Raw genomic sequence first — 23,374 nt, 5'->3', positions numbered from 1 at the left:
GAAATTACTAGGTTATTTTCTCAAAAGTGGTGACTTCTGTGGGGTTAAACATGGCGCTGGGCCCTCCTCCCCGTAGCGTCCCACGACAATCGGTTCGGCAGCCTGATTTCCTCGTTTGAGGGAATAAGCAGCCGAGGGAAGATGTCTTTCACGCGCTGAACGTATTCAAGGTCTCGATTGGCCCAGATGCGTGTCGCACGTTTTGCCAGCATCGCCCGATAACGCTCTCGCCGGGCAGACGGCTTTGTATTCTGTGTCATGTGACGTTGATGTTCGGCCCGCAAAGTTTTGCGAATGGCGGCCTGAACCGCCTTAGCAACTTTACTGCTAACGAAAGTCTGCGAAACATCGAAGCAACCGCGGAAAACCGCAGCCGGGTTGATAGCGGGGATTTCGTCTGCAAAAGCGATACCGTAAATCCGTTCGATGTTTTCAGCCCCAAGCCCGCGAAGCTCGTTTTTATGCACCGGCGGGCCACTCCAGTCGCGTTTCGACACGCGGTCGAAATAAAGAAGATTATCCAGCGAGCGTTCTGAGGTGTGCGCGTTCGGAACGTAGTACACGCTACCGTTCTCAAAGGTGTTCATTATCCCGGCGGCGCGATTACGCATAATGAGATGTTGTCTGATCCAATCGGTTAGCTGGGCAAACGTCAAACGGTCGGACGTCCAATCAAATGAAAGGTCTAACCGGCGCAGAGTGCCCCCGCGTTCTCGTTGCCATAGGCCCAGCAATTCAAGCATCTCTCGTTGCGGGCACTGAACCTTCACTACGAAGCCTATGATGTCATAGCGATAGGTCATCGCGTTCCATCGGCGCGTCATATCCATGCGGACACGCCGACCGTAAATCAGTTGAAGATTTTGACGGTCGCCCGCTTGAGGCGGCCCGGAAATAAAAACGTGAAGAGTATCGATGTAGGCGCTGAGCCAAGCGACATACCGGCTTAGGCCGGTGCAATGCCGGACGCGTCGTTTTGTCGGTTCTGCAGCCCGCAACATACTTGCCCCCAAAACGCTGACTAAAGCGTTCTCCCTGTCACTCCCTCTCGGGAGTCCATTCCGGCACGCCAGCGGGAATTGGCGGTTCGGTCGGCCTGCTGAAGGCCATTTGTCGGGCGACAAAAGGCGCTGTGTTGAGTTTTCGCCTAGAATTGCGCAAGCGCTGTTCGCGTCGTCAGCGAACTATTGTAGCCTGCGCTCAGCGTTGTGAAAACGGTTCTAACAAAGGATGCGTGGCTTTGCGTATGCAACTACAACGGACAACCAATTCCGGCATGCCGGATCGCGAGGATAGGACGCATGGGCGCTAAGGACGATCACGATTGGTCCTATTATCGCGGAAGGCCTACGCGAGCGATCCGGCGTACGCGCAAGCCGATACAGAAGTTAGAGCGCGCACCGCGCCATCGTCCGCAGCCTGAGGGCCTTCCTTCATTGAAATCGGAAGTTAAGCGGATGCTTGCAGCAAGCGCTGACATGAGTTTGGACGACATCATGCATCGGCTGCGGCGCTTCGAGGTCACGGTATCGCGGACAACGGTCAGCAGCATTATGACCGAGTTTAGACATTCCGTGCGCATCATGCGCGAGGCTGGGCTGCTCAAATAAAAGACCGGCGCAGGCATTGGGGGCAGGACCTACGCCGGTCGATTGTCTGCCGCGCCGCTGGTGACCAGCCTCAGACTCTAGGGAGAAGCGCATCCCCAGCATTCCGTTGTCGCGCTCTGGAAAGTAGACAGAGCCACAAGCTGTCGCGGTTCGTTTCTATGAAGGGCCACTCACGACTGACGCCCCGCCAGCCTAGGTAATGTTGGACCTCGCTGGTCATTCGCCGGAGACCAGAGCGTATCCGGCGAATTCGATTACGCAGCTTTCGCCACGTCCTTGTCCTTCAATTCCAAGCCCAAAAGGGCGAACGCGCTGACGAAGGGACGATAGACAATCCTCTGACCCTCGCGTTCGGCCATGCGCTGCAGTTCGACCTCGCGCCTTTCTTGCGCCAGAAGTTCGGCACGAAGCTCAGCAATCGCTTTCGCTTTATCCTCCGCTGACATAACGAGCGCTGGCTCGGGCTGCCTGTCGATTTCCGCGTGCAAACTTTCGCGGAATTGATCCGGAATAACGAAGTTCAGAATTGCAGCGATGGGCAATTTCGTCGTGTATGATGCTGGATCGCTGAACGCGACACTGAACTTGCCGTGATTGCTCGCATTGATCCGAGGCCGCGCATCGCGGGGAAGATTATCTAGCCACGCGTCGCATGCGGCCTTCTGTTCTTCGCGAGTCGGTGAAGCGTGACGTACCTTCCGCAATTCAGCGTCGATGTCCGCAATACGTTTGCGCGCGTCCGCAATCGCGGACAGGATCGTTTCGCCCCTGTCCAGCCGAACCCTCACATGCTTCGCGTCGACCACATCATGCTTCAAGGTTTCCTGAAAGGCACCGACCTGCGCGAGAAGCTGAACCAAGGCATCGGCGTGCTGCTTATGGTCCATCAGGTGTCCTTGCAGACGCGAAATCTCGAATTCGATTGAAGCCGCGTCCGGCCGATTGTGCGGAAGCAAGCGGCGAAGCTCCGAAATGCGAGCCACCGTGCTGTCAACCAGCACAACGGCATCGTCACGCGCGTGCTTCAACTCAAGCACGCGCGCCAGCGCTTTCTGTGTAAGGCCCACCATCACGCACCTGCCGTGAGGTATGCCTGCTCAAGCCACGCATTGCGGCGCGCGTATGCCGCGTCCGCATCCTGTGTGACCTGCGGCTGCGGTGCGGCCTGCGGCTTGGTCCCCTCAGGCCCAGCCGATGGCGCATCCTTCCATGCGTCAGCAAGACGCTGTTTGTTTGCAAAGAAGCGTTCTGCACGACCCGCCTGATCGGCATCGTAAACGTAACCGGGCGCATGCCTCGGTGCTGCGGGTGTCACGCTGTCCCGAACGACGAGGCGCTGCATGGCGTCGAGGCCATCAAGCATCGTGAAATCCGAGCGCAGAACTTCTCCGTCCTTCAGGACATCGTTGCCTTCCGCGTATCTCAGGAAGTTTCCGTTCGCATCGTAGATTTTGGCTTTGCGTTTCATATTCGTCGTCCTCCTGTCATGTAGAAGTTGCGTTGCATTCGCTGGAACAGGCGAGCATCATCCTCGCCGTCTGATACCCAGTTCATGCTGACGTCATAGGCGTATTTCTTCACCTGAATGTTGGTGAGCGCGCCTGCGACCACGTTAGCGACGTCGTCGTGCGCGCTGGGCGCGTGATCGATGCTGTCCTTACCGCTACGCGCGGTGCGGCGTTCCAGAGACGAAAGCTGGGTGACGAGTCGCGGGTGATCGAGCAAATCGACGCGCTTTGAATTCAGCAGCGGAAGGAAATCGCGGTACAGATCTGATTTCGGTTTGGCAGACTGTTCGAGCGTGATGCCGTTGCGCTTGAATGCTTCAACAGGAAATGCGCCCGCGAATTTATCGGACAGCGCCTTGGTGATGCCGTAGCTCTTGAGCGTAGCCGCAAAATCCTGCGCGACTTGTTCGGGGCTGAACGGCGGCTTCACTTCTCGGATACAGTCCAGCACGCCCATGCCGGTTTTCTTGTCCTTGTGAGCAATCGCCAGCGTGAAACTATCTTTGCCTGAGCCGCCAGCCGGGTCGATGAACGCTGAGTAGGCGATGCCTTGCTCGGGCGCGCGTTCGCGGATGCCTTCGCTGATGCAGGCTTCGACGGCCTCGCGAGAAATGAAGCTCTCAATGTCGTTGCGAAACTGGCCCAGCCATTCGGCGGCAGCCGATGCCGGGTCTTTCGCTATAGCTTCGTCAATGATGGACTGGTCGATCGTGGGGTTCATTGTGCGCGTCGGCGCTTGCCAAACGAGGACGCTGTCGCCGTTCTTGCCGTGGTGTTCCCGATGCGCCTCATAGAGCGCGCCGCGTTTCGCGTAGGGCGAAGATGCAACCAGCAACATGCTGTTGGGAAACTGCGCCATACCCGGCTTAACGGCGGTGATGATTTCGGAGTCGGTGCTGGCGGCATCCTCGTCGTTCGTCATGAACGCGGCTTCGTCCATGAGGCAGGCGACAATTGCGTATCCGCGCAACGAGCGATGCGAGGCTGTACCGACTTCAATGCTGATGCTGGTGGAAAGGTCGAAGCCTTCGGCCCAAGTACGGGTCACCAACCGGCTGAGCGCGGGAACGCCGGTAAGCAGTGCTGTGATGTAGCGCAAGATTGTCCGTGCTTGGCGGCGGTCACTGGCAACGATGAAGATGGTGCCGCGCTCACCGGGGGCCAGGTATTGGCGGTACGAGTGAAAGCACGCGAGCCAGACGGCAATCAGCGCCAGCACGAATGATTTGCCTGACCGTCTGCCGCATATGAGGAAGATTTCGCGAGCGACTGACGAAGGGAGTTCGGTCCTGCCGGTGCATTCGCGGAAGATACGCGCCTGCTCGGGCGACATCGCGAGACCGAACAGCGCCTTCAGGAACGCGAACCATGCCGTCCAGCCCGCGGGGTTGCGCGAGAACCATGGAGCAAACAGCGCGTCGTCAGCGATGGCATCGAGCAACGTCAGCGGGGCCGCTGCGGTGGCAGGTCGCTGAGTCTGGCGTTGGTATCGGTTCATCCCGGCCATGGCGGCCACGCTCTCCGAACCCCTGACTAAGGGGCGTGAGCGGCCAAAGACTCATAATTGCGAACGGTTCGCAAGTCTTAAGGGATTGGTTTTAGACGATTTTTCGCTGTCGAGGCCTCTGGGAGGCCTTACGAGCGGGGCGGCTAGGTCGGCCCGGCTAAGGCTCGAAAACGCGCTGTCGGGCCGTTTCTGGCCCGTGACGGGGCATGGCTCGACTCGGTGAAACCCCAAACGCTGGGGTCGGGGGAAAAGCTGCATCTAAAAGTTGCCTCTCATAGTCGTTACCTATGGAGGGTTGTCCTGCCGCTCACCCGGCAGAGGCGGCCTCGGGCTATCACCGAGAAGGCGAGCAAGGTCAGCAACTAAGGTCTTCGGCTGGCGGGACGCTGGGTTGCAAATTTGCAGGCCGCAACCAGCCCTTTGCGCGATTGAGTAGATAACTGATTGGCTTCATTTGCGATAATTCCCGACCCGCCCGGCAATTCGGGAACATCGCATTTGGTTGCATCAAAAAAGAAAGATTATTTCCTCGCGGAGGAGTCTCATTCCGCGCAGGCTCGCGTTGACCACCGCGCGGCTTGGCATCAATGAAGATCAGAGTCGTTGCTCTCGCCCTGAAATGCGGAGCACCGTATGCCTCGTAAGACGATTACTCAAAGCTGGCTACAGCAAGCCGAAGCCTTAGAACGAGAGGCGGAAACGCTCCCGGTCGGACGCGCCCGCGATGCGCTTCTAAAAAAGGCGCGCCAGCTTCGCACAGCTTCCGAAATGGACCGCTGGATTTCCTCTCCCGGCCTCAAGCCACCGGACGACCTTCGTAACTTGGCGGGTGACAACGACGCATGAGAACTCACGTTACCAACCGGACGTGGTCCGATGCGGACAACGAGAGGTTCAAAGCGCTGCGAGCCGAAGGCGTGTCGCCTCACCGGATGTCCGTGATCTTCAAGCGCACGACTGCGGCGGTGAAACAGAAAGCGCGTCAGCTAGGGATGCCATTCCCGCGCAAGCAGCAGTTCTCAATCAACCGCAGCAAGAACGAAGCGCAGGGGGACGGATTTTATCGCCCCTGAGAGCTTGTCGCCCGGACGATGCGCCGGGGCCGTGACTCCGAGCCATTGGCCACGGCAGCAATGGCTTCATTGATCCGGCGCGCTAGCTGGGGTTCGTCACACTCAGGCCCAACATCAGCGACGTCAGGGTCGCGGCGGTTGACGTTGGCGGCATGATAGCCTTCTAGTGGTGAAGGACCGACATGCTTGGACCTGCGCTTCAGCCCGAGGGCGTTCAGCAGTTTCCCCAAGGCATTCACGCAAGGAAGATACGCGTCGGAGTCCAACTTGCCGGTTTCGGCAAGTTTCGACTCGTAAGTCTCGCATGTCACCACCAGCGTGACGGCGCGACGTGCCAGTACCATCTCGGCTTCGCTCATGGCATCCGCGCCGCCTAAATCCGAAACAATGGACGCAAGCACTTCGCGGAAACGACGCGCAATGAGCGTGCGCCCGTCCACGGAAGACTCTAGGAATAGCTGCTTGCCGTTTGAGAGGCGAGTGCGCGACTGGCGGTTCACGCGCTCAATCATTCCGCGCTCTCCGAGCGATGCGTCGACGCTTTCGGCTTTTTGGCTTCCGATTTCGGCACCAATCCGCGATTTCAGATTTTCGCCAACCCGAACGGTTCTCGCTCAGTGCAAACTGACGGGGAAATGAGCCTTCGTTGATTAAATCGTAGATGGACGTCTTCGATAAGCCAGTAACCTCGATAACGGCGCGGAGCCGCATGTATGTTGGAAAGCTTTCTTGCTCGGCAGACATTGGATAGACCCGGCCTAGGTTGAACGTACCCGGACTATCCGCGCGACCTACCCCGCGTAAAAGTATCTACCAGCGTGGGGTCAGATACTTTTCGTCGAGCGTGTTCAGTATATCCATGAGCGCTGCGTGCATCTTGTTTTTCTTGGTGTCATGTACGAGCAGGACAATTTCATCGTGAACGGGCCGTTCATGCAAACCGTGCCGTTTGCGCGTTTCAATGGCCGCTTTACCGATGATGCTTGATGCGGAGAGCTTCGTACCGAACGCATCATTGACCGATAGAAGAGCCGCTTGCTCTATCTTTTCCAAAACACTTCTTGGCGTCGCCCGCTTGCCAAGTGCGTCCCGGTAGTAGTCAGCGGAAGTCCGAACGATGTAAGCGGCACACAACTTTGCCCGCTGTGCATTTTTTTCATGCGGTTCACCTTTGAGCCGAAGGCCGGATTGCCCGCCACTTTTTTTCGGAAGCTTCACACGCGAGAGAAGTTCGGCCAGCGCAAAGCGTGGTATCTCACCGCCGCCTTCGACAAACGCCGAGAGTTCGGAGGTATCGCCGCGCACGTAAGCATCTTGGAGCATGAGGTAGACTGACCTCGCATTGTCCAGCTTCATGCGACTTCTCTCTCAATTTGCAGCGACGTTACGTTGGTATCACGCTCGACAGGCAACCGCGCACAATAGTTGGCCCAATCGGCCATCATGAGCGCGCGAGGCGTTGGCGCGCTGTTGCGCACGTAAGAAGCTTCGACCTTGTTCTTCACGGAATGCCACAAGGCGAATTCGCTGACGTAGCTCGGGTACTTGCCCTGATCGAGCGCCCAATCCTTGAACGTCGCTCGAAATCCATGGGTGACATATTGCGAGGTTACACCGTCGCCGCTGGGCAACATCTCGCGAAGCAATTCCAGCATCGCCATGTTGCTGAGGTTTTGGCCTTCTTCGCTACCAATAAAAACGTACGGGTTGCCGTCCTCTCGCGGCAAAGCCTTGAGAAGCGCGATGGCTTGTGCCGTGAGCGGCACGGTCTTGCCTTGCTTGTTATTCTTCGCGCGGATTTTAGCGCCCTTGCGGCCGTAAGGTATCGTCCAGAGGCGATTGTCAAAGTCGATTTCGGGCCAAGTCGCGTAAATGACCGCGCCGGTACGAGTGGCGGTCAAAATCAGGAACTCAAGCGCACGCGCACTGATACCCGGTCGCTGGCGCAGCCGTTCAAGAAAAGCCGGAAGCTGATCGAATGGCATGGACGGATGGTTTTCGACTTCGGTCACGTCACTCGGCTGCGCTAACAGCACTGAGAGGTGCCCCGTCCAGCGAGCCGGATTGTCGCCGGTGACGTACTTCGTTTTTATCTTGGCCCAATCCATGACCTTCTCAATGCGCCCGCGCGCCCTTTTCGCGGTTTCGGTCTTGGTCGCCCAGATCTTGTTGAGGCAATCGAATACCGCTTCCGTATCCACCTTGCTCACGGGAAGGCTGTTAAGGTCTGCCGTGACGGCTGGGAACACTATCCTACCCCGGCGCGTCTCGTTAAACGTCGAATGCCACTGGGCGATGTGCTTGGCGTTGGTCCAGCCCGGCTTCTTAGCTTCGATGTACATGGAGGCACACTGGCCGAAGGTCGGTTCAGGCGGCTTGGCAGCTTCGAGTCGTTCCAGAGACCGTCTGGCTATCCGCGCGTCACGCGCATCGCGTTTTGCCTGAAGCGGGTCAATTTTGTCCGCGACCATATCCCGGCAGGCTTTGGCTTTGGCCCGAGCCTTCTTCAGGGAGACGGTACGAAAGGAGCCTAGCCCCATCGCGCGATTTCGCTTCCCGTCGAACGAGTAGACGAACAACCAGCTTTTGTTTCCCCGCTTTGAAACCTGAAGCCATAGGCCGTCACCGTCGCCGTAGCGGCCGGGTTCGGTCAGTTCTTCGAGGGCGTGTGCGTCAAGTTTCTCAATGAGGCGCGCCATGGCTGAACATCGACTGTTGGACTCATGCGTAGACTCATGCGGGCATTTCGCACGCGGTCGGTCATGCTTGGTCCAAGCTGCGATGAAAAATCGTTTGTAGTCAATCGGTTGACTGGCTCAATCGGACGAGGGCAAACGCGCTCGGTCTTGCCCGTAACGGCCACCCCTTCCGCCAACGTCGGATTGCCCCGAAAAAACGGCGCTCATGCGTCTGAAGGATCAGGCTGCGGAGCCCCGCGCCGAATTCAATGTCAGCATCGAGAGAATGTCTGAGAGCGGCATATGGATCGTTACCAGCTTCAGACGAAGCTGGAATGTGGCAATCGGCTCGTGGCACCGAAGCCCTTTGCCGCCCTTGACCAAGCCCAGGTCGCGAATGAGCTTCCAGGTCTTGCCGTCGGCCATTCGGACCAGACGAACATTCTCAAAATACTTGAGCACGCACGCTCTCCTTGCACCTCAGGAGAGCAGCCGTTTGTTACGATTCGGTCAAGATTTGACGTCGCGGCTCATCGGGTGCGATCGATGGACGTGCATCGCATCACTCATGCGGCCGGCAAGCGTCAGGCGCGCACCGCATTCGGATTGATGGCGGCGGGTTTGTCGAACTTGTGCGCCAGCCACGATGAAATGGTAGCAGGAATAAATCCGACCAGTCCGTACAGCAGATAATGCACAAGGCCGGTTTCGCTGCCCAGCGTTCCATACAGGACGGCCGTCGCAGCGAAGGCGACAAGCCCCGTCAGCAGCATACGGAGAACCGGACCGATCTTCCGGACATGGTACAGGATATCGTCCACGGCGCCCATCATCAGCGCCGGGATAAATCCGAACAGGTAATTATACGGCACTGTCACAGCCATCACCTTGAACAGCTTCCGCAAAACGTTGGCGCCATCCCAATATCCGGCCGGCGCGCCGAGAATGAGGAGGAAAAACCCGGCGACCAGCGGCCCGATCGCTGCGAAAATCATGTATCGCTTCATGGTCTCCTGCCTCGGTTCACTGCGCGGTGCATCCCTCTACCGCTATTTGAATTCGAGAACCGTTCAAGCGCAATCGCCCCGCTGGCTCCGGTTGATGATGGCACTATACGCCGCTCACGGCCGGAACGAATAGCCAGCCGGCGGGTTATCGGAGGAGATGATCCTAAGATTTTGGATACTGGAAAGCCTCGCTCGGTGCCCTCGGACACCGGGTGGGGCTTTTTGCCGGAGATAGCGATGGCCTACGCCCTGTTTTGCGAGGATGCCAAGATCAGCAAGGCCTATCCGACCGAGGCCGACGTCTGGAAACATGCTGCCGAGAACGAACTGGTGGTCGACGTTGTGACGGATGACGAACACGCGCCGAAGCGAATCCTCGATAATGGCTACACAATCCGGCCCTGCCCGCCCGACCGGGCTGAACAGCACGCTCCCGGAGCAACGGACCTCAAGATCGCCGTAGGCTCCTGACGGTCTCGTTGCAGATTGACTTATTGCGCGCCGCGAAGCCTGCACGAGGTGGAGCACGTGGTTTTAACGCCTGCGTTGCAAGCCATGCAAACGGCGACGCATTGATCGAAGTTCTTCGGGTTATAGGTGCTGTACAATTTCAGGGCGCACGCCATCGAAACCCGCTCCGGTTCATCGGTCTTGAACGCCCGCATCAAGGCAAAGCCGCCGATCATCAGGCAGACGGCGACGGTCATGAAGATTACCACGTCACGGATCATCCGTGAGCGTTCATGCCGCTCCGCCTTTGCGGTGCTGTCGAAATGGCTGCCAGTCACCGGAGACTCCTCCGCTACCTCAACATATCAGGCGGGGAGCGGTTCCGGGAGCGACGAAATCTCGCATTCTGTCCCGTGCAAAAGCGTTCCCAAGTGGGAAATTACTCTCATAGTATCAAGATCATATTTTATTTCTATTGGAGGGATGGATTGTCCTGGCGGCCGGTCAATCGCGAGAGTCTTCACTCGCTCGGTTTTTGCACGGACAACCTTGACGCGCATTTCAGGGATGCCTGCGACAGACTGGGCGTTGTTCCGGTTTCCGGCATCGACAGAGGCTACTGGGGCAAGGCATTGGGCGCTGCCGTCGCCGCTAAGGACGGTGCGCGATTTTGGCTGAAGGTTTTTGCCGTCACGCGGATTGATAACCCGAACAGGGCAACGGAAATCAGGGCCGATGAACTGACGGGCATCTGCAAGCCGTCGCTTGTCGGGCAATGTGATTGGATCGTTGACGGGTCATATCTCACCGCGAGGCTGATAACGCTCACGGATCCGGCGGTCGAACGAGGTCCATGGGCAGGCGCAGCCGCCATCCAACTACCCGACTCGTGGTTTGACGATCTGAAGAAAGCCTTGCTCGCGCTGGGCAGTCACGCTTCGACCGGAACATTTCTCAAACAAAAAACGCTCGAGGACTGGCTGCTTGAACGACACGGTATTCGATACGAATTCCCGCAGGATGCGTGGTGCCTTTCTCACAACGACCTGAACTGGGGCAATGTGACGGCACCCGGCCTGTCCATACTAGACTGGGAATGGCACGGTTACGCGCCTGTCGGCTATGACATCGGGCGGATGATTGCATTCGCGTGCCGGCATGAGAGTCTTGTCATCCGGCTTGAGCGCGTGTTCGCGCAGGACTTCGCGAAATTTTCCGGTCTGGTCGCTCGCGCCTATGCGGCAGATCAGGTGATGCAGGGCGTGCAGTCAGGGTTTTTCGATCCGGCCATGGAGCCCTGTCTCGCCGGGATGATCGAACGCCTCGACGTGCGGCTGCGAGCAGAACGGCCACACGTCGCGTGAAGCCGAATTTTGCTAACTGTTGCAAGACCCGGATGCCGTGGAAGCGGCAAGGCGTGGTTAACAAGTCATTAAGCGGTCACCGGGTCATTCGCGCTTTGATTCAAATTTTCTGAAACTTCCCCCCGCTACGAATACGCCCAGTCAAAGGAGCGATCGTCATGGCCGTGTTCAAACGAGAATCCCGCAAGCCGCGTCACACCACGCGGCACGACGCATGGATGCTGCTCGACGGCGGGTTTGCCAAACGCAATTGCACGGTCCTCGATCTGTCATCGGGCGGCGCCCGCCTTGAGCTCCTCGATGCAATCCCGGCCGGAAGCAAACTTCGCCTGGCGCTGACGGGCGATGTGCGGAAGGTCACCCATTGCCGGCTGGTCTGGCGCAAGGACAAGATTATCGGTGTGGAGTTTACCGGGCGCACCTGACGCGCCATGCGAATACGGAGAGGTGGCTGAGTGGCTTAAGGCACCGCCCGCGTGCGGTACACGGGCAACCGTGTCGGAGGTTCGAATCCTTCCCCTCTCCGCCATGATCAGGGCCAGCCGATCTGGCTGGCCGCTCCGGACGTCAGCGCTGGATACGTCTGTTGACCGGCGGGACCGGATCGGGCGAGCCACCGCGCGAATAGGCCAGCCGCCAGTTTGGTGCGCACGTCCCGTTCAGCCCGCCGGTGCTGGCCTGACATTGCGCCATCGTCGAGAAATCACACCGTTCGATAGCCCCTGCCCATCCCTCCACATAGGTCATGCAATAGGGATAGTCCGCCGCCCGTGCCGGCGCCTGCCCAGCCAGGAAAAAGCCCGCGAGTGCCAGCAGGCCGCAACGTACGTACATGACGTGATCCTCGATTCTTGCTCGGACGGCATGTGACATGAGGGCCCGTCATCCCTCAAGCCGGAATTGGCTTCGCCCGATCACGGTTTGGCGAACCTCGTCCCGCCATTCACGCTGGCGTCCGGAACCGGATTTCCCCGAAATTGTTCTTTGCGGATCGACTGGCCGACCGTTAGCCTGTCCCTCTCACCGAAGTCAGGAAAAACAGTGAACCAGCCCGAGCAGGACAACCGCGAACGCAGTCTGAAAATTGCCGAAAACGAAGCTGCGCGCGAACACGGGAGCGATGTCCGGCTCACGACCTGGGCCATCGGGATCGCGATCGTTGTCGCGCTCGTTGTCGTCGCTATTTTCCTGAAACGGTAACGTCCGCAGCAAACCCCTGTTGCCGCGATCGCGCCAAAAATCGCGGCAGCTCGGACTTATTTGTCGAACGTCATATCGACGCACTTCATGACATCCGGACCGACGCCAACGCCGAGAATGATGCAGCCCTTGGCGCTCAGTTTGGTGCTGTCGGAAACCCAGATCGCAGTGCCGCCGGACCCGAAGAACGAATTCGTGTTCGGCGGTTCGGTTTCCGTCGCATCGAAAGCGTAGTTCGAATCTGACGGGAAGATGCGTCCCTTCAGCTTGCAGGACCCGTCGGTGTCGACCTTGAGCACTTCCTTGTTGTCACGGGTCACGCCAACGCTGACCTGACACCGGTAGAAATCCGACGTCTTCGTGTTGAAAATATAGGCGTAGGACTTGCAGGTGATATTCTGCAGCTTGCCCGCGTTGAGACCGCGGCCGCAGGCAATCCGCTGATTATTGCTGAGTTTGATGATGTCGTCGGCCGCACTGGCGTCTCGGACGCCGGCGAATGCGGTCAGCGCAAGTACCGGCAAGAGCGCCGACAAAAGAACGCGAAACTTGATCATCAAATTCCCCCTGTTGCATACCCCGCCACACGGCGAAATTTCCGTCGGCGTCGCATATCCGGATTCGACATTAGTGTAATTTTGTCCGAGAGGCCATTGCCAGCAGGTATTGCATCAATGCGCCAGGGCTTGCGCCCTCAACTGCTCCACCGCGATCTGCAGGCGGCCCTGGTCATGATCGCTGCCGGCCGCCTTGCGGGCTTCGTTGATGGCGTCCCCCAGCCCCGCAAGCGGCAGATCGCCATCGCAAGCCGGTTTCACAAGGCGATCAATAATCACATTCCATTCCGCAAGACCGCTCTGATAAACGTCGCCATGTCCTTTGATGAGACCGCCGGTCCGGATGATCGCGACCGTGGCCTCCGGATGCTTGACCAGACTGCGGTCCACCATGTGCAGCCACCGCTCGACCCATACCCTCTCCTTCTTGAAGCGCTCCGAGAACGGCCGCGTGATTCGCAACGCGGCGGTCCACTTCAGCTTGCGCAGCGCGAACCGGCTTCTGCTGCTGAAGCGGAGCGTGACCGATCTGCGGGTCAGCCGGGCAAGGCGCAGACGCTGGAACAGGTCCAGTGCGGGCGCCGCAGCCTTGGGAGGCAGCATAGGAATCACTTCGTCCCAGCGAAATCGCTCGACCCGGTCGATGGAATGCTCGTCAGGCTCAGCATTAACGCCGCCGGCCTCCAGCAGCTTGATCTGCGCAACGCGGATTGGGTCCTCGAAATGCATCCGGTCCGACAAGAGTTGCGCCAGTTCCGGAAGGTTGGGAACGGTGATCCCGACCGGCCCGATATAGCGTCCGATCCGGTCCAGATAAGCCAGCGCGTAGTCCGGGTCCTGATAGTCGATCAGGGAATGCACCGCCTCGGTGACAATGGGCACGACCTCCGCCGGGAGGCGTAACGATAGTTTGGCGAGCGCCGCGCGCGCCACTCGCGGGTTTCGCGTCTCTTCGCCGAAGTAGCGTTCCTTGAGCAGCCGGAACGGCGACGGCGGCACCTTGACCCGTATTTTCATGACGAGGCCTGAGCAATACTTTCAGCAAGCTGGGTCTCAAGACGTCCGAGATTCTGAAACAGCCGCGCGCTGACCAGACGCAGGAAGTAGAATCCGAATTCCGGATTCTGAACGTACAGCTCCTGCACCTTGGCATAGGTCACGCTGAGAACCAGTCCGCCTTCGAGGCATTCGAGTGTCTGGGTCCGCTTGTTCGACGGCGACAGCATGCCGAGTTCGCCGACAAGCGCGCCGGCGGGAAGCTCGATTCCGGATTCGACCAGCCGGTAACGCCCGCTGACAATGTAGTACATTTCCTCGGCCTGCTCGTGCTTGTAGAACAGCACCTCGCCGGTCGTGCATTTGCGCTCGGTCATGAACGGTTTGAGCCAGGCCATCGACAGGTCGCTGTTCACCGAGCGCTTGACCTCGGCCACCAGTTGCAGCATTTCCCGCAGGCGGTAGACATTCAGCGGCAACAGGATCATGTGCAGCACCATCACCGGATAGTGGTGGTGGACGAGCGAGAATCCGATCAGCAGCACGTTGGTGATGATGCCGAAGATACGCAACGGGATCATCGTCCGCATTGTGTATCCCGCAACCACGAACGCTGACGCAATAAAGCCGCCGGCTCCGGAAACGAGACCTGACATATCCATCGGAATCAACCTGAAGCTAAAGACTATCCGGCAAGTATTATGCCGTTCGGCGCCTCCCTGAACAACAACGGTTCTGGCGGGAGAGCGTCAATCGGTCGTCAAATCTGTCTGAGATAATCCGCGGCTGCGGCAAATTGCGCTGAAAACATGCGCTTTGGCCGCATTAGATATTGATCGAAAATCCTTCCTTCGCGACCACAGTTCCGGGCCGCGCTCTCGCTGCCGCCGCGGCGATGCGATCCATTTCATCGTCGTCGTGTTCAGGGTCGTGGTGGAAGAGAAACAGCTTGCCGACGCCCGCCTCATTGGCCAGACGGACCGCCTGTTGCCAGCTCGAATGCCCCCAGCCCACATGCTCCGGCAATTCTTCGTCGGTATAGGTCGTGTCAATAATGACAATCGACGCATCACGGGCAAGCTCAAGCAGCGCCGGATCTATTTCATCCGCGTTCAGCTCGGTATCGGTAATGTAGGCCATGGCGCGACCGCCATACTCCACGCGGTATCCGGTTGCGCCGCCGGGATGATTGAGCGGCGTGGTCATGACCTTGATGCCCGGACGGGGCATCAGAACGGCGCCCGGTTCAAAGTCGTTGAATTCGATCTTGCCCTGCGCAGCTTCGATCTCGATCGGAAACAGCGGATAGCTCATCAGCTTCCGTACTGTTTCCTGAACGCCACCGGCAGCCTTGAGATTTCCGGCCCAGAGCCGCAGCCGGTTACCCTTGACGAAGGCGGGCACGAAAAACGGCAAGCCGATCAGGTGGTCGATGTGGCAGTGGCTCAAAAATAAATCGATGTCGGTCGCCTGCTCTTCGTCCGCGAGTGCGAGACCCAGCGCCCGAAGTCCCGACCCGGCATCGAAGACAAGACGATGGTCACCACACCTGACTTCGACGCATGATGTATTGCCGCCATAGCGTACGGTATTCGGACCAGGGCATGGAATGCTCCCGCGAACCCCCCAGAACCGCACAGACATCGTGGCCGGCATGAAAAAACTCAATGAATCTTTCGCAAGGATGGCATGCGCCGGTCATCCTCACCAACATCATACCGTCCAGCAACCATCAAAAAAATGCCTTGCCAGACGGCGATGTGAACGATAGCGGCCACGTTTCCCCGGTTCATTTGGTGGTCAGCGCAACGACACCATTCCAGTCGTCAGGTGGCGGCGATTTCCGGAACGTTTCGATTCGGTCGGCGTAAAGGTCGTACAGGGTACCGAAATCTCCGGCCTCATCCGCGATGCGGCTCTTCGCAATTGCAGCGAGAGCGCCATCCCAGTCCCGGCCACGGTAACATGCCAGCATTTCGATGCACAGATTTCGGATGCGCTGGAAGCGGCCAGACTGTGCGACGTCTTCGCGGCCGACAACTGCATAGATCACTTCCGGCTCCTTCTTGCCCTTCACGGTGATGAAATCAATTTCGAGAATGGCGAACTTGTCCTTCGCCGCGAGCGCGGTCGCCGATCCGGCAATGATCGGAACGCCGTAGGATTTCGATTGTCCCTCGAGCCGCGATGCGAGGTTTACGGCATCGCCCAGCACGGAATAATCGAACCGCAAATTCGATCCCATGTTGCCCACCACACATGTGCCGGTGTTGAGACCGATCCCCACCTTCATGGGAATAAACGGCTTGCCGGTTTCCTTCGCCTCCCGTTCACGCTCGACATTCAGCGCCTCGATACGGTCGATCATATCGAGCGCCGCGTTGCAGGCGTTGATCTGATGCACGTCATCGGTGATCGGTGCATTCCAGAACGCCATGATGGCGTCGCCCATGTACTTGTCGATCGTTCCCTTGCGGTCGAGGATGGCATTGGTCAGCGGGGTCAGGAACCGGTTCATCAGCGATGTCAGCCCCTGCGGATCGCTCTTGAACGATTCCGAGATCGTGGTGAAACCACGCACGTCGCTGAACATGATGGTCATGTTCCGCTCCTCGCCGCCCAGCACCAGCTTTTCGGGCGACTGCGCCAACTGCTCCACCAGCGCCGGTGAGAGATATTGACCGAAGGCTGAACGAATGCGGCGGCGCTGTGCCTGTTCACGGAAGTAGCTGCTGAACACCAGCACCAGATAGATCGACGTGCTCGCGATCAGCGGAAATGTGAAGTCGATCAGCAGGCGATGTTCGATGAAGAAATACCAGGACGCCGCCACCATGATGGCGACAATAACGCCGCCGAATAGCAGCAGCATGATCGCGCTCAGGATCGGCGCGAGCCAGATGATGGCAATCCCGAACAGGATCGCGGCGATGATTTCCGCGCCGACCGCGTAGTTCGGTTGCGACAGCACCGAGCGGGTCAGCGCGGCTTCCAGCACCTGCGCATGCACTTCCACGCCCGGCATCACCGGATCGAGAGGCGTGGTCTTGACGTCGAGCAATCCGACAGCGGAGGTGCCGATCAGCATCAGCTTGCGCGAAATCTGCTCGGCGGTGACCTTGCCTTCGAGCACATCGGCCGCCGAAATATACCGGGCGGCATCGTGCTTGGCGAAATGCACCCAGAGCTGTCCGTTGCGGTCGGTCGGAATTTCGAATCCCGGCACCGCCACGCTTTTCACCCCCGCTTCGTCCGACTTGATGAGGATGGTGTCGGACTTGGTGACGATGCGCAGCATCTCGAATGTCAGCGACGGCATCAGTTCACCCTGTGCCTGCATGATCATCGGGACGCGGCGGACGATGCCGTCACGTTCGGTGCGGATGGTGAACAGTCCGCGCCCCGGCGCCGCCTCCTCAAGGATCGGGATATTCCGCAGCAGGCCGGGGAATTGCAGCAGGAACGGTCTTGGATCGCCGCCAAGGGTGGCAAGCCCGGTCAACGGCAGTTTCAGGTCCGGCTGCTTTACAAACTTCGGCAAACCGGATTCACCGAGAACCACGGGTGACTTCCGCAGCACGTCCGCGAAGACCTGATCGTTGCTGGGTAGCTCGCGCAGCCTCGTCCTGCTGATCTCGTCCAGATCGCGGAAGGTGTCGGCTGCGATGGCCGGCGACAGCCGGTCCTGCTCGGCAAACACGATATCGAATGCAATCGCGGCGGCCCCGAGGTCGGTCAGGCGCTGGACAAGATCGGCCACGCGCGTGCGTGGCCATGGCCACTGACCGAACTTCGCGAGACTCTTTTCGTCGATATCAATAATGACAACGGGCCGCTGCGTGATCTTGCGCGGATGGAGGATTTGATAGGCATCAAATGTCCGCACCCGCAATTCTTCCAGCGGGAACGGGTCCGCGACCCGAAGCGCAATCATCCCCCCGAGGAGCACAAGACACAGCAGGCGCGCATATCCGAATTTTCGCGCGTAATGACGAAGGCGCGCAAGAAAGCGGACCACTGACTTCAGGATCGCATGCACCATGCTGTTAACCGGTACCCGTCACTTCTCGCGGAACGCCCGCATGAGCTGGTCGCTCAGGGGTTTCGCCAGATAGGAAATCATGGTGCGTTCGCCGGTTTGCACGAAGGCCTCGACCGGCATGCCGGGGATCAGCTTGACCTCGCCGAGCCGCGCCACCTCTTCCGGCGGCAGCGAGACCCTGATGGTGTAGTAGCTCTGACCTGTCCGCTGATCCACCGTGGTGTCGGGCGAGATACGGGTGATGATGCCATTCAGTTCCGGCGTGGTGCGCTGGTTGAACGCCGAGAGCCGCAGCAGCGTCTTCTGCCCGATCCGCAACTGGTCGATATCCTGCGGATTGACCTTGGCTTCGACGGAAAGGTTATCGGATTCCGGCACGATCAGCATGATCGTATCGCCCGCTGTGATCACGCCGCCCACGGTATGGACGGTCGATTGCAGCACCATGCCATCCTGCGGCGCGCGGATGTCGATGCGGCGGAGTTGGTCTTCCGCCGTGACCTTGCGCTCGACGAACTCGCCGATCTTGTCGTTGATCTCACGCATCTCTTTCGAGACTTCGCTGGAGAGGTCCTTGTCGATCTGAATGATCTGCAACTCGATTTCCGTGATCTTGCCCTTGGCCTGCGCCTTCTGGGCGATGAACTGCGCGCGATCGCCGTCGAGCCGCGCCGCATCGCGCTCCAGAACCGTCAGGCGTGAAATCTGCACGAGGTTCTTGGCGTAGAGGTCGCGCACGCCGACCAGTTCTTTCTGGATCAGCTCGATTTCACGCGATTTCGCGTTCTCCTGCGCTTCAAGGCCGCCGATCTCCTCCCTGAGCTGGGCGATACGCTCCTTGAGCTGCGCCTTCTGATTGACGCGGCCGGAGGAGCGTACCTGAAACAGCTTGATCTCGTTGCCGATCAGGGACCGCACTTCGGGATCGGAAAAATAGTCCATCAGTTCCGGCGGGAACGTGATGCGGTCCAGGCCTTCCTGTTCGGCGAGCAGCCGCGCGCGACGCGCCAGCAAGCCGTTCAACCCCTTGGTGACAATCGCAAGGCTGGCCTTCGTCACCGTATCGTCGAGACGGACGACAATGTCGCCTGCCTTGACGCGGTCGCCGTCGCGCGCCCTCACCTCGCCGACCACGCCGCCGGTGGGGTGCTGTACCTTCTTGACGTTGGAATCGACGACGATGGAGCCCGGCGCGATCAACGCGCCGGAGATTTGCGCGGTCGAGGCCCAGCCGCCGATACCGCAGGTGAGCAGCGTGACAACGACGAGCCCGACGATCAGATGAAACCGGATCGAGCGGCGCGATCCCGGCTTGTCCAAACTTTTGAAAATCGAAATTCGCTCCAGTGGTGAGAACAGCGCATTCAGGACGCCGCGAATGCTGCCTTCCGTTCCGGCGAGGGTCGGTTTTTTCACGACGGCGCTCCTCCCTTGTCGGACACGATCTTGATGGCGGGCGGTGCGGCGGCCGGGCGTTGCAGCACCTGGCCGAGCACCGTTTCCTTAGGTCCAAACGCCTGAACGCGACCGTCCTTCATCACCAGAATAAGATCGACACTCTCGATACCGATCGGGCGATGCGCCACGACCACAACGACACCGCCTCGCGCGCGCACGCCAAGGATGGCCTTGTTCAGCGCCGCGTCGCCTTCGCTGTCGAGATTGGAGTTGGGTTCGTCCAGCACCACCAGAAACGGATTGCCATAAAGCGCCCGCGCAAGCGCGATGCGTTGCGCCTGCCCGGCGGAAAGCACGCTGCCCTGATCGCCGATCTGGGTATCGTATCCGTCCTTCATCCCGATGATGAGGTCATGGACGCGCGCTTCGCGTGCAGCCGCGATGATACTGTCCGGCGAGGCATTCTCCTCAAAGCGGGCAATGTTCTGGGCGATGGTGCCGGCGAACAGTTCGACATCCTGCGGCAGGTAGCCGATGTGGCGACCGAGAATTTCCGGCGACCATTGATCGAGCGATGCGCCGTCCAGACGGACATTGCCGCGCACAGGCCGCCAGACGCCAACCAGCGCGCGGACCAGCGACGACTTGCCCGAGCCGCTGGGGCCGATCACGCCAACGCCCTGCCCGGCTTCCAGCGCGAAAGTGACATCCTGCGCCACGACCTTCTGCTCACCCGGCGGGCTGATCCCGAGGCTTTCCACGGACAATTTGCCGACCGGCGGCTCAAGCAGCGTCGGAGCCTGCTGTTCCGGCAGCATGCCCAGCAGCCGGTTGAGGCGGTGCCAGCTCTGCCGGGCGGCGACAAAGCCCTTCCAGTGCGCAATCGCGAGATCGACCGGCGCCAATGCACGGGCGCTGAGGATGGAGCCTGCGATAATGATGCCCGCGGTCGCCTGCTGGTTGATCACGAGATAAGCGCCCACGCCGAGCACGGCGGACTGCAGCATCATCCGCATCACCTTGGCGATGGCGCCAAGGCCGCCCGCCACGTCGCTGGCGCGCTGGTTGGTCGCAAGATAATCACGGTTGGACTCGTCCCAGCGCTTGCCCACGCGGCCCGCCATGCCCATGGCGGCCAGCACTTCGGCGTTGCGGCGGCTGGCCAGCGCCAAATCCTGACGCCGCATCGCCAGCGCCGTCGAGCGCTTCATCGGCTCATGGGTCAGGTATTCGGTCAGGATGGTCAGGGCGACCAGGAGCACCGCGCCGACGAGCGCCGTCACGCCGATCAGCGGATGGAAAGCAAAGCAGATGGCAAGATAGAGCGGCAGCCACGGCAGGTCGAACAACGCGCCCGGCCCCATTCCCGAGAGGAACGAGCGCACATTGTCGAGATCGCGCAGCGGCTGCAGCCCTTCGCTGCGGTTTCCGGCAAACAACGGCAACCGCACCACGACGTCATAAACGCGGCGACTGAGCATTTCGTCCAGCGTCGAACCGATCCGGATCAGAATGCGTCCGCGAATGAGATCGAGAATGCCCTGGACCAGATAGAGACCGCCCGCCAGCACGATCAAACCGACGAGTGTCGGGATGCTGCGGCTGGGCAGCACCCGGTCGTAGATCTCGAGCATGAAGAACGAGCCGGTCAGGTACAGAATGTTGATGACGCAGCTCATCACGCCAACGCCGACAAAGGCGCTGCGGCAGGCGCGCAGCGCCGTCCCCAGTTCGGACCGGGGCGAAGGCGCGTGACTGGCTGTCCTGGCGGGCTGCATGGATACCTGGTTTGCCGGCGGCCGTCAGGGCAACAATTTGCGGATCATGATCGGCCGCCCGGCGGGCCCATCATGCCATGACGCGGGCCGCCGGTGCAGCCGGAAACGCAGTTGAAGTTAATGTTTCCGGCCCTCCCGGACCTCAGGCGTGCAGGATGAAATCGCTGGCGTTCAATGCCGTCACGCCCTTCAGGAGCACGGTGTCGGTATTGCCGTTGAGGTGAAGCAGCGTATCGCTGCCGATGTGGTCGGCATCGGCCAGCAGATCCGTCAGCGCCGTGGCGTCGATGGCCGAAAAGGCCTGCAAATCAATCTTGTCGATTCCGCTCTGGAATCCGTTCGCGATCACGTCCTGATTTGAGCCGGGGGCAAACACGAACGTGTCCTGGTGGCTGGTCGCGAAAAAGACGTCCTTGTCGGACGTTCCCTGCATTGTCACCGATCCGGTTCCGGATACGTTGAAGATGAAGTTCACCGTGTCGCTTGCACCGGCAATATCGGTCACCGTGGTTTTGATCTGGCCGACCTCGGGCGGTGTACCTGGCGGCGTATACGTCATGGAATCCAGCGTACCGCTGACCGTGCCGGAATCCGGCAGCAGGTTGATCATAAGGCCATCGGCTGCGTCCGGATCAACAATCATCGCACCCGAAATGATGGCGCCGCCACCGCTGTCCGTAATCTGGACGTTGCTGGTGTCGATGTGCGGGGCATCATTGATGCTCGTGACTGTCAGCGACGCGATTTGACTGTCCTCGGAAAACGCGGCCGTGTGCCCGGGGAACATGGTGTTGACAGCCTGGCCGTGGGTCCCCGAGGTCTGGTCCCACGCTACGTAGGTCAGCGTATCGGTTCCACCGTTCTCGCCGTTCGGAACGAAGCGCACCTTGTCATCGCTCGCCAAAAGCAGGCCGTTACCCGACGAGTAGCTCCCGAAGGCGGTCCAGTTTGATCCATGGTCGATGGAGTATTCCCAGTGGCCGTTCTGACTTGAATATCCGGTAATCGCCACGCCCCTGAGCGCGTTGTCGTCGGGATCGGAAATGCCGGTCGCGAACGAACTCACCGACTGGCCGAGATTCGAGGTCTGATCTTCCGTGATGGTTGTGAGATTCATGCCGGCCGCCAGAACCGGCCGGTCGTTCGTGCCGGTGACGGTAATCGTCTCCGTTTGCGCGACAACTCCCCCGTTGCCATCGACAATATCGTAGCTGACCACGATGATTTCGGTCTCGCCTGCGGGAATATGATGGATGCCCGCGGCATCAATATTGAGCGTATGTACGTCCGGGAAGGTGATCCCGTCGGGCGTGACGGTCGTGGATGAGCCACCGTCGATCGAATAAGTGATGTTTTCGATCGAAAGCGTGTCTCCGGTGTCAACATCCGAGGCGCCCAAGAGCAGATCCCTGACAACGGGCGCATCGCCTTCCGTCGTCGAGATCGTCAGCGGTGCCGTGACTGTCGGATCGTCGTTGGTTCCAGTAATCGTCCACGACACGGAGGCTGCTGTAGGCGTTGGCACCACGCCATCCGTCACGCCATAGTTCACCGTAACAACGGTGGATTGCCCGACACCAAGATGCTGATAGGCCGGGTCTGCCGGGTCGAGTGTGAACGTGTGATTTACGGCGTCATAGGTCACACCCGCCGGAAGCGTCCCGGGCACGTTAACGACGGTCAGCACCGCTCCGTCGTCCAGATCTGACGCATTGGCCAGCGCATTGAGCGTGCTGGCGCTCGCGTCCTCCGCAACCGTGCTCGTTGCCGCTCCGCTCACGGTCGGCGCGTCATTGGTGCCTGTGATGGTCCATGACACGGAGGCCGCCGTGGGTGTAGTGACCACGCCATCCGTCACGCCATAGTTCACGGTCACGACGGTGGTGTGCCCATCCGCAAGATGCTGATAGGCGGCATTGCCCGGATCGAGCGTGAAGGTGTGATGGACGGCATCATAGGTCACGCCGGCAGGCAGCGTGCCCGGCACATCGACAACGGACAGGACAGCGCCATTGTCAACGTCGGAGGCATTGGCCAGCGCGTCCAGCACGCTGACGCTGCCATCTTCCACCGCGTTGATGTCGGTCACCGCCCCACTCACCACGGGCGCATCGTTGGTGCCGGTGATGACCACGGTCACGGTCTGCGTGGCGGATGTATCGGTCGCCGTGCCGCTGTCATCCTTCACCGTGATGGTATAGGTCAC

General features: G+C 59.6%; 27 protein-coding genes and 1 tRNA gene. 8 read left to right on the top strand and 20 right to left on the bottom strand.

The annotated features are described in order from the left end of the window. Nucleotides 1-44: 44 nt before the first annotated feature. Complete coding sequence (locus tag HMPREF9696_RS04675) at nucleotides 45-830, bottom strand: hypothetical protein (protein WP_040301168.1); 786 nt, start codon at nucleotides 828-830, stop codon at nucleotides 45-47. 471 nt (nucleotides 831-1,301) lie between these two features. Here HMPREF9696_RS04675 and HMPREF9696_RS21560 point away from each other — a divergent pair, with 471 nt between their 5' ends. Beyond that, the gene (locus HMPREF9696_RS21560) at nucleotides 1,302-1,610 is read left to right on the top strand and encodes a hypothetical protein (RefSeq protein ID WP_002711806.1); all 309 of its coding nucleotides are present in this window, start codon (nucleotides 1,302-1,304) and stop codon (nucleotides 1,608-1,610) included. Nucleotides 1,611-1,864: 254 nt separating this feature from the next. Here the strand turns inward: HMPREF9696_RS21560 and HMPREF9696_RS04670 are convergent, their stop codons facing one another. Genes HMPREF9696_RS04670 through HMPREF9696_RS04660 form a run of 3 tightly spaced genes read right to left on the bottom strand, consistent with a single transcriptional unit; the run spans nucleotide 1,865 to nucleotide 4,625 of the window. Beyond that, nucleotides 1,865-2,647, bottom strand: coding sequence for a hypothetical protein (locus HMPREF9696_RS04670; RefSeq protein WP_245259202.1), 783 nt, complete (start codon nucleotides 2,645-2,647; stop codon nucleotides 1,865-1,867). A 32-nt stretch (nucleotides 2,648-2,679) separates the two neighbouring features. Further along, nucleotides 2,680-3,078 (bottom strand): hypothetical protein, encoded by a 399-nt coding sequence (locus HMPREF9696_RS04665; protein ID WP_002711804.1) that lies wholly within the window; start codon nucleotides 3,076-3,078, stop codon nucleotides 2,680-2,682. Further along, a complete protein-coding gene (locus tag HMPREF9696_RS04660; protein ID WP_002711803.1) occupies nucleotides 3,075-4,625 on the bottom strand; it encodes a hypothetical protein in 1,551 nt (516 codons plus the stop codon). Before HMPREF9696_RS04660 ends, HMPREF9696_RS04665 begins: the two co-directional genes overlap by 4 nt. A 633-nt stretch (nucleotides 4,626-5,258) precedes the next feature. Between HMPREF9696_RS04660 and HMPREF9696_RS21185 the strand changes: the two genes are divergently transcribed. Both HMPREF9696_RS21185 and HMPREF9696_RS04655 read left to right on the top strand, forming a co-directional pair. Then, nucleotides 5,259-5,471 carry a hypothetical protein gene (locus HMPREF9696_RS21185; protein WP_002711802.1) on the top strand — a complete coding sequence of 71 codons (213 nt, stop codon included), beginning with the start codon at nucleotides 5,259-5,261 and terminating at the stop codon, nucleotides 5,469-5,471. Next, entirely contained in the window at nucleotides 5,468-5,698 is a 231-nt protein-coding gene (locus HMPREF9696_RS04655) for a hypothetical protein (protein ID WP_002711801.1), read from the top strand. Before HMPREF9696_RS21185 ends, HMPREF9696_RS04655 begins: the two co-directional genes overlap by 4 nt. On the opposite strand, the gene HMPREF9696_RS04650 is transcribed toward HMPREF9696_RS04655, so the two are convergent. The 6 genes from HMPREF9696_RS04650 to HMPREF9696_RS04630 form a co-directional block, all read right to left on the bottom strand. After that, nucleotides 5,686-6,210 (bottom strand): hypothetical protein, encoded by a 525-nt coding sequence (locus HMPREF9696_RS04650; protein WP_002711800.1) that lies wholly within the window; start codon nucleotides 6,208-6,210, stop codon nucleotides 5,686-5,688. The genes HMPREF9696_RS04655 and HMPREF9696_RS04650 overlap by 13 nt on opposite strands. After that, nucleotides 6,203-6,409, bottom strand: coding sequence for a helix-turn-helix transcriptional regulator (locus HMPREF9696_RS21180; RefSeq protein ID WP_081602434.1), 207 nt, complete (start codon nucleotides 6,407-6,409; stop codon nucleotides 6,203-6,205). Before HMPREF9696_RS21180 ends, HMPREF9696_RS04650 begins: the two co-directional genes overlap by 8 nt. 99 nt (nucleotides 6,410-6,508) lie before the next feature. Next, entirely contained in the window at nucleotides 6,509-7,054 is a 546-nt protein-coding gene (locus HMPREF9696_RS04645; RefSeq protein WP_002711799.1) for a hypothetical protein, read from the bottom strand. After that, a complete protein-coding gene (locus tag HMPREF9696_RS04640; protein ID WP_002711798.1) occupies nucleotides 7,051-8,397 on the bottom strand; it encodes a tyrosine-type recombinase/integrase in 1,347 nt (448 codons plus the stop codon). The genes HMPREF9696_RS04645 and HMPREF9696_RS04640 overlap by 4 nt, the downstream gene beginning before the upstream one ends. Before the next feature lie 219 nt (nucleotides 8,398-8,616). After that, the gene (locus HMPREF9696_RS04635; protein WP_245259201.1) at nucleotides 8,617-8,802 is read right to left on the bottom strand and encodes a hypothetical protein; all 186 of its coding nucleotides are present in this window, start codon (nucleotides 8,800-8,802) and stop codon (nucleotides 8,617-8,619) included. A gap of 158 nt (nucleotides 8,803-8,960) precedes the next feature. Further along, the gene (locus tag HMPREF9696_RS04630; protein ID WP_002711796.1) at nucleotides 8,961-9,383 is read right to left on the bottom strand and encodes a DUF5413 family protein; all 423 of its coding nucleotides are present in this window, start codon (nucleotides 9,381-9,383) and stop codon (nucleotides 8,961-8,963) included. A gap of 237 nt (nucleotides 9,384-9,620) precedes the next feature. On the opposite strand from HMPREF9696_RS04630, the gene HMPREF9696_RS04625 reads away from it, so the two are divergent. Next, nucleotides 9,621-9,854 (top strand): hypothetical protein, encoded by a 234-nt coding sequence (locus HMPREF9696_RS04625; RefSeq protein WP_002711795.1) that lies wholly within the window; start codon nucleotides 9,621-9,623, stop codon nucleotides 9,852-9,854. A gap of 20 nt (nucleotides 9,855-9,874) precedes the next feature. Here HMPREF9696_RS04625 and HMPREF9696_RS04620 read toward each other — a convergent pair whose 3' ends face one another. Continuing rightward, nucleotides 9,875-10,090, bottom strand: a complete 216-nt coding sequence (locus HMPREF9696_RS04620; protein ID WP_245259200.1) for a hypothetical protein — start codon at nucleotides 10,088-10,090, stop codon at nucleotides 9,875-9,877. A gap of 231 nt (nucleotides 10,091-10,321) precedes the next feature. Here HMPREF9696_RS04620 and HMPREF9696_RS04615 point away from each other — a divergent pair, with 231 nt between their 5' ends. The 3 genes from HMPREF9696_RS04615 to HMPREF9696_RS04605 all read left to right on the top strand — a co-directional run bounded on the left by HMPREF9696_RS04615 (nucleotide 10,322) and on the right by HMPREF9696_RS04605 (nucleotide 11,726). Then, nucleotides 10,322-11,197, top strand: a complete 876-nt coding sequence (locus HMPREF9696_RS04615; RefSeq protein WP_002711793.1) for a phosphotransferase — start codon at nucleotides 10,322-10,324, stop codon at nucleotides 11,195-11,197. Nucleotides 11,198-11,355: 158 nt separating this feature from the next. Further along, entirely contained in the window at nucleotides 11,356-11,622 is a 267-nt protein-coding gene (locus tag HMPREF9696_RS04610; protein ID WP_002711792.1) for a PilZ domain-containing protein, read from the top strand. A gap of 16 nt (nucleotides 11,623-11,638) precedes the next feature. Next, a tRNA-OTHER gene (locus HMPREF9696_RS04605) sits at nucleotides 11,639-11,726 on the top strand. 38 nt (nucleotides 11,727-11,764) lie between these two features. On the opposite strand, the gene HMPREF9696_RS21175 is transcribed toward HMPREF9696_RS04605, so the two are convergent. Next, a complete protein-coding gene (locus HMPREF9696_RS21175) occupies nucleotides 11,765-12,031 on the bottom strand; it encodes a DUF3551 domain-containing protein (RefSeq protein ID WP_002711791.1) in 267 nt (88 codons plus the stop codon). Between the two features lie 150 nt (nucleotides 12,032-12,181). On the opposite strand from HMPREF9696_RS21175, the gene HMPREF9696_RS21775 reads away from it, so the two are divergent. Further along, on the top strand, nucleotides 12,182-12,397 hold the full coding sequence (locus tag HMPREF9696_RS21775; RefSeq protein WP_040301163.1) for a hypothetical protein: 216 nt from the start codon (nucleotides 12,182-12,184) through the stop codon (nucleotides 12,395-12,397). Between the two features lie 56 nt (nucleotides 12,398-12,453). Here the strand turns inward: HMPREF9696_RS21775 and HMPREF9696_RS04595 are convergent, their stop codons facing one another. From HMPREF9696_RS04595 to HMPREF9696_RS04560, 8 genes are all read right to left on the bottom strand, one after another. Next, nucleotides 12,454-12,954, bottom strand: a complete 501-nt coding sequence (locus HMPREF9696_RS04595; protein ID WP_002711789.1) for a hypothetical protein — start codon at nucleotides 12,952-12,954, stop codon at nucleotides 12,454-12,456. A gap of 114 nt (nucleotides 12,955-13,068) precedes the next feature. Further along, nucleotides 13,069-13,971, bottom strand: coding sequence for a DUF6537 domain-containing protein (locus HMPREF9696_RS04590; RefSeq protein WP_002711788.1), 903 nt, complete (start codon nucleotides 13,969-13,971; stop codon nucleotides 13,069-13,071). Next, nucleotides 13,968-14,612: a Crp/Fnr family transcriptional regulator gene (locus HMPREF9696_RS04585; RefSeq protein ID WP_002711787.1), complete on the bottom strand. Its 645-nt coding sequence runs from the start codon at nucleotides 14,610-14,612 to the stop codon at nucleotides 13,968-13,970. Before HMPREF9696_RS04585 ends, HMPREF9696_RS04590 begins: the two co-directional genes overlap by 4 nt. A 163-nt stretch (nucleotides 14,613-14,775) precedes the next feature. After that, the gene (locus HMPREF9696_RS04580) at nucleotides 14,776-15,606 is read right to left on the bottom strand and encodes an MBL fold metallo-hydrolase (RefSeq protein ID WP_002711786.1); all 831 of its coding nucleotides are present in this window, start codon (nucleotides 15,604-15,606) and stop codon (nucleotides 14,776-14,778) included. A 133-nt stretch (nucleotides 15,607-15,739) separates the two neighbouring features. Continuing rightward, nucleotides 15,740-17,992, bottom strand: a complete 2,253-nt coding sequence (locus HMPREF9696_RS04575) for a CHASE2 domain-containing protein (RefSeq protein ID WP_002711785.1) — start codon at nucleotides 17,990-17,992, stop codon at nucleotides 15,740-15,742. Nucleotides 17,993-18,010: 18 nt separating this feature from the next. Continuing rightward, nucleotides 18,011-19,339 (bottom strand): HlyD family type I secretion periplasmic adaptor subunit, encoded by a 1,329-nt coding sequence (locus HMPREF9696_RS04570; RefSeq protein ID WP_430642315.1) that lies wholly within the window; start codon nucleotides 19,337-19,339, stop codon nucleotides 18,011-18,013. 65 nt (nucleotides 19,340-19,404) lie between these two features. Beyond that, on the bottom strand, nucleotides 19,405-21,168 hold the full coding sequence (locus HMPREF9696_RS04565; RefSeq protein WP_002711783.1) for a type I secretion system permease/ATPase: 1,764 nt from the start codon (nucleotides 21,166-21,168) through the stop codon (nucleotides 19,405-19,407). A gap of 142 nt (nucleotides 21,169-21,310) precedes the next feature. Further along, on the bottom strand, nucleotides 21,311-23,374 hold a 2,064-nt coding region (locus HMPREF9696_RS04560; protein ID WP_040301159.1), incomplete at its 5' end, for a VCBS domain-containing protein.

The sequence above is a fragment of the Afipia clevelandensis ATCC 49720 genome, from assembly GCF_000336555.1.
GTDB lineage: Bacteria > Pseudomonadota > Alphaproteobacteria > Rhizobiales > Xanthobacteraceae > Afipia > Afipia clevelandensis.
The sequence above is the reverse complement of the archived record's forward strand: the minus strand, read 5'-3'. Positions and strand labels throughout refer to the sequence as shown.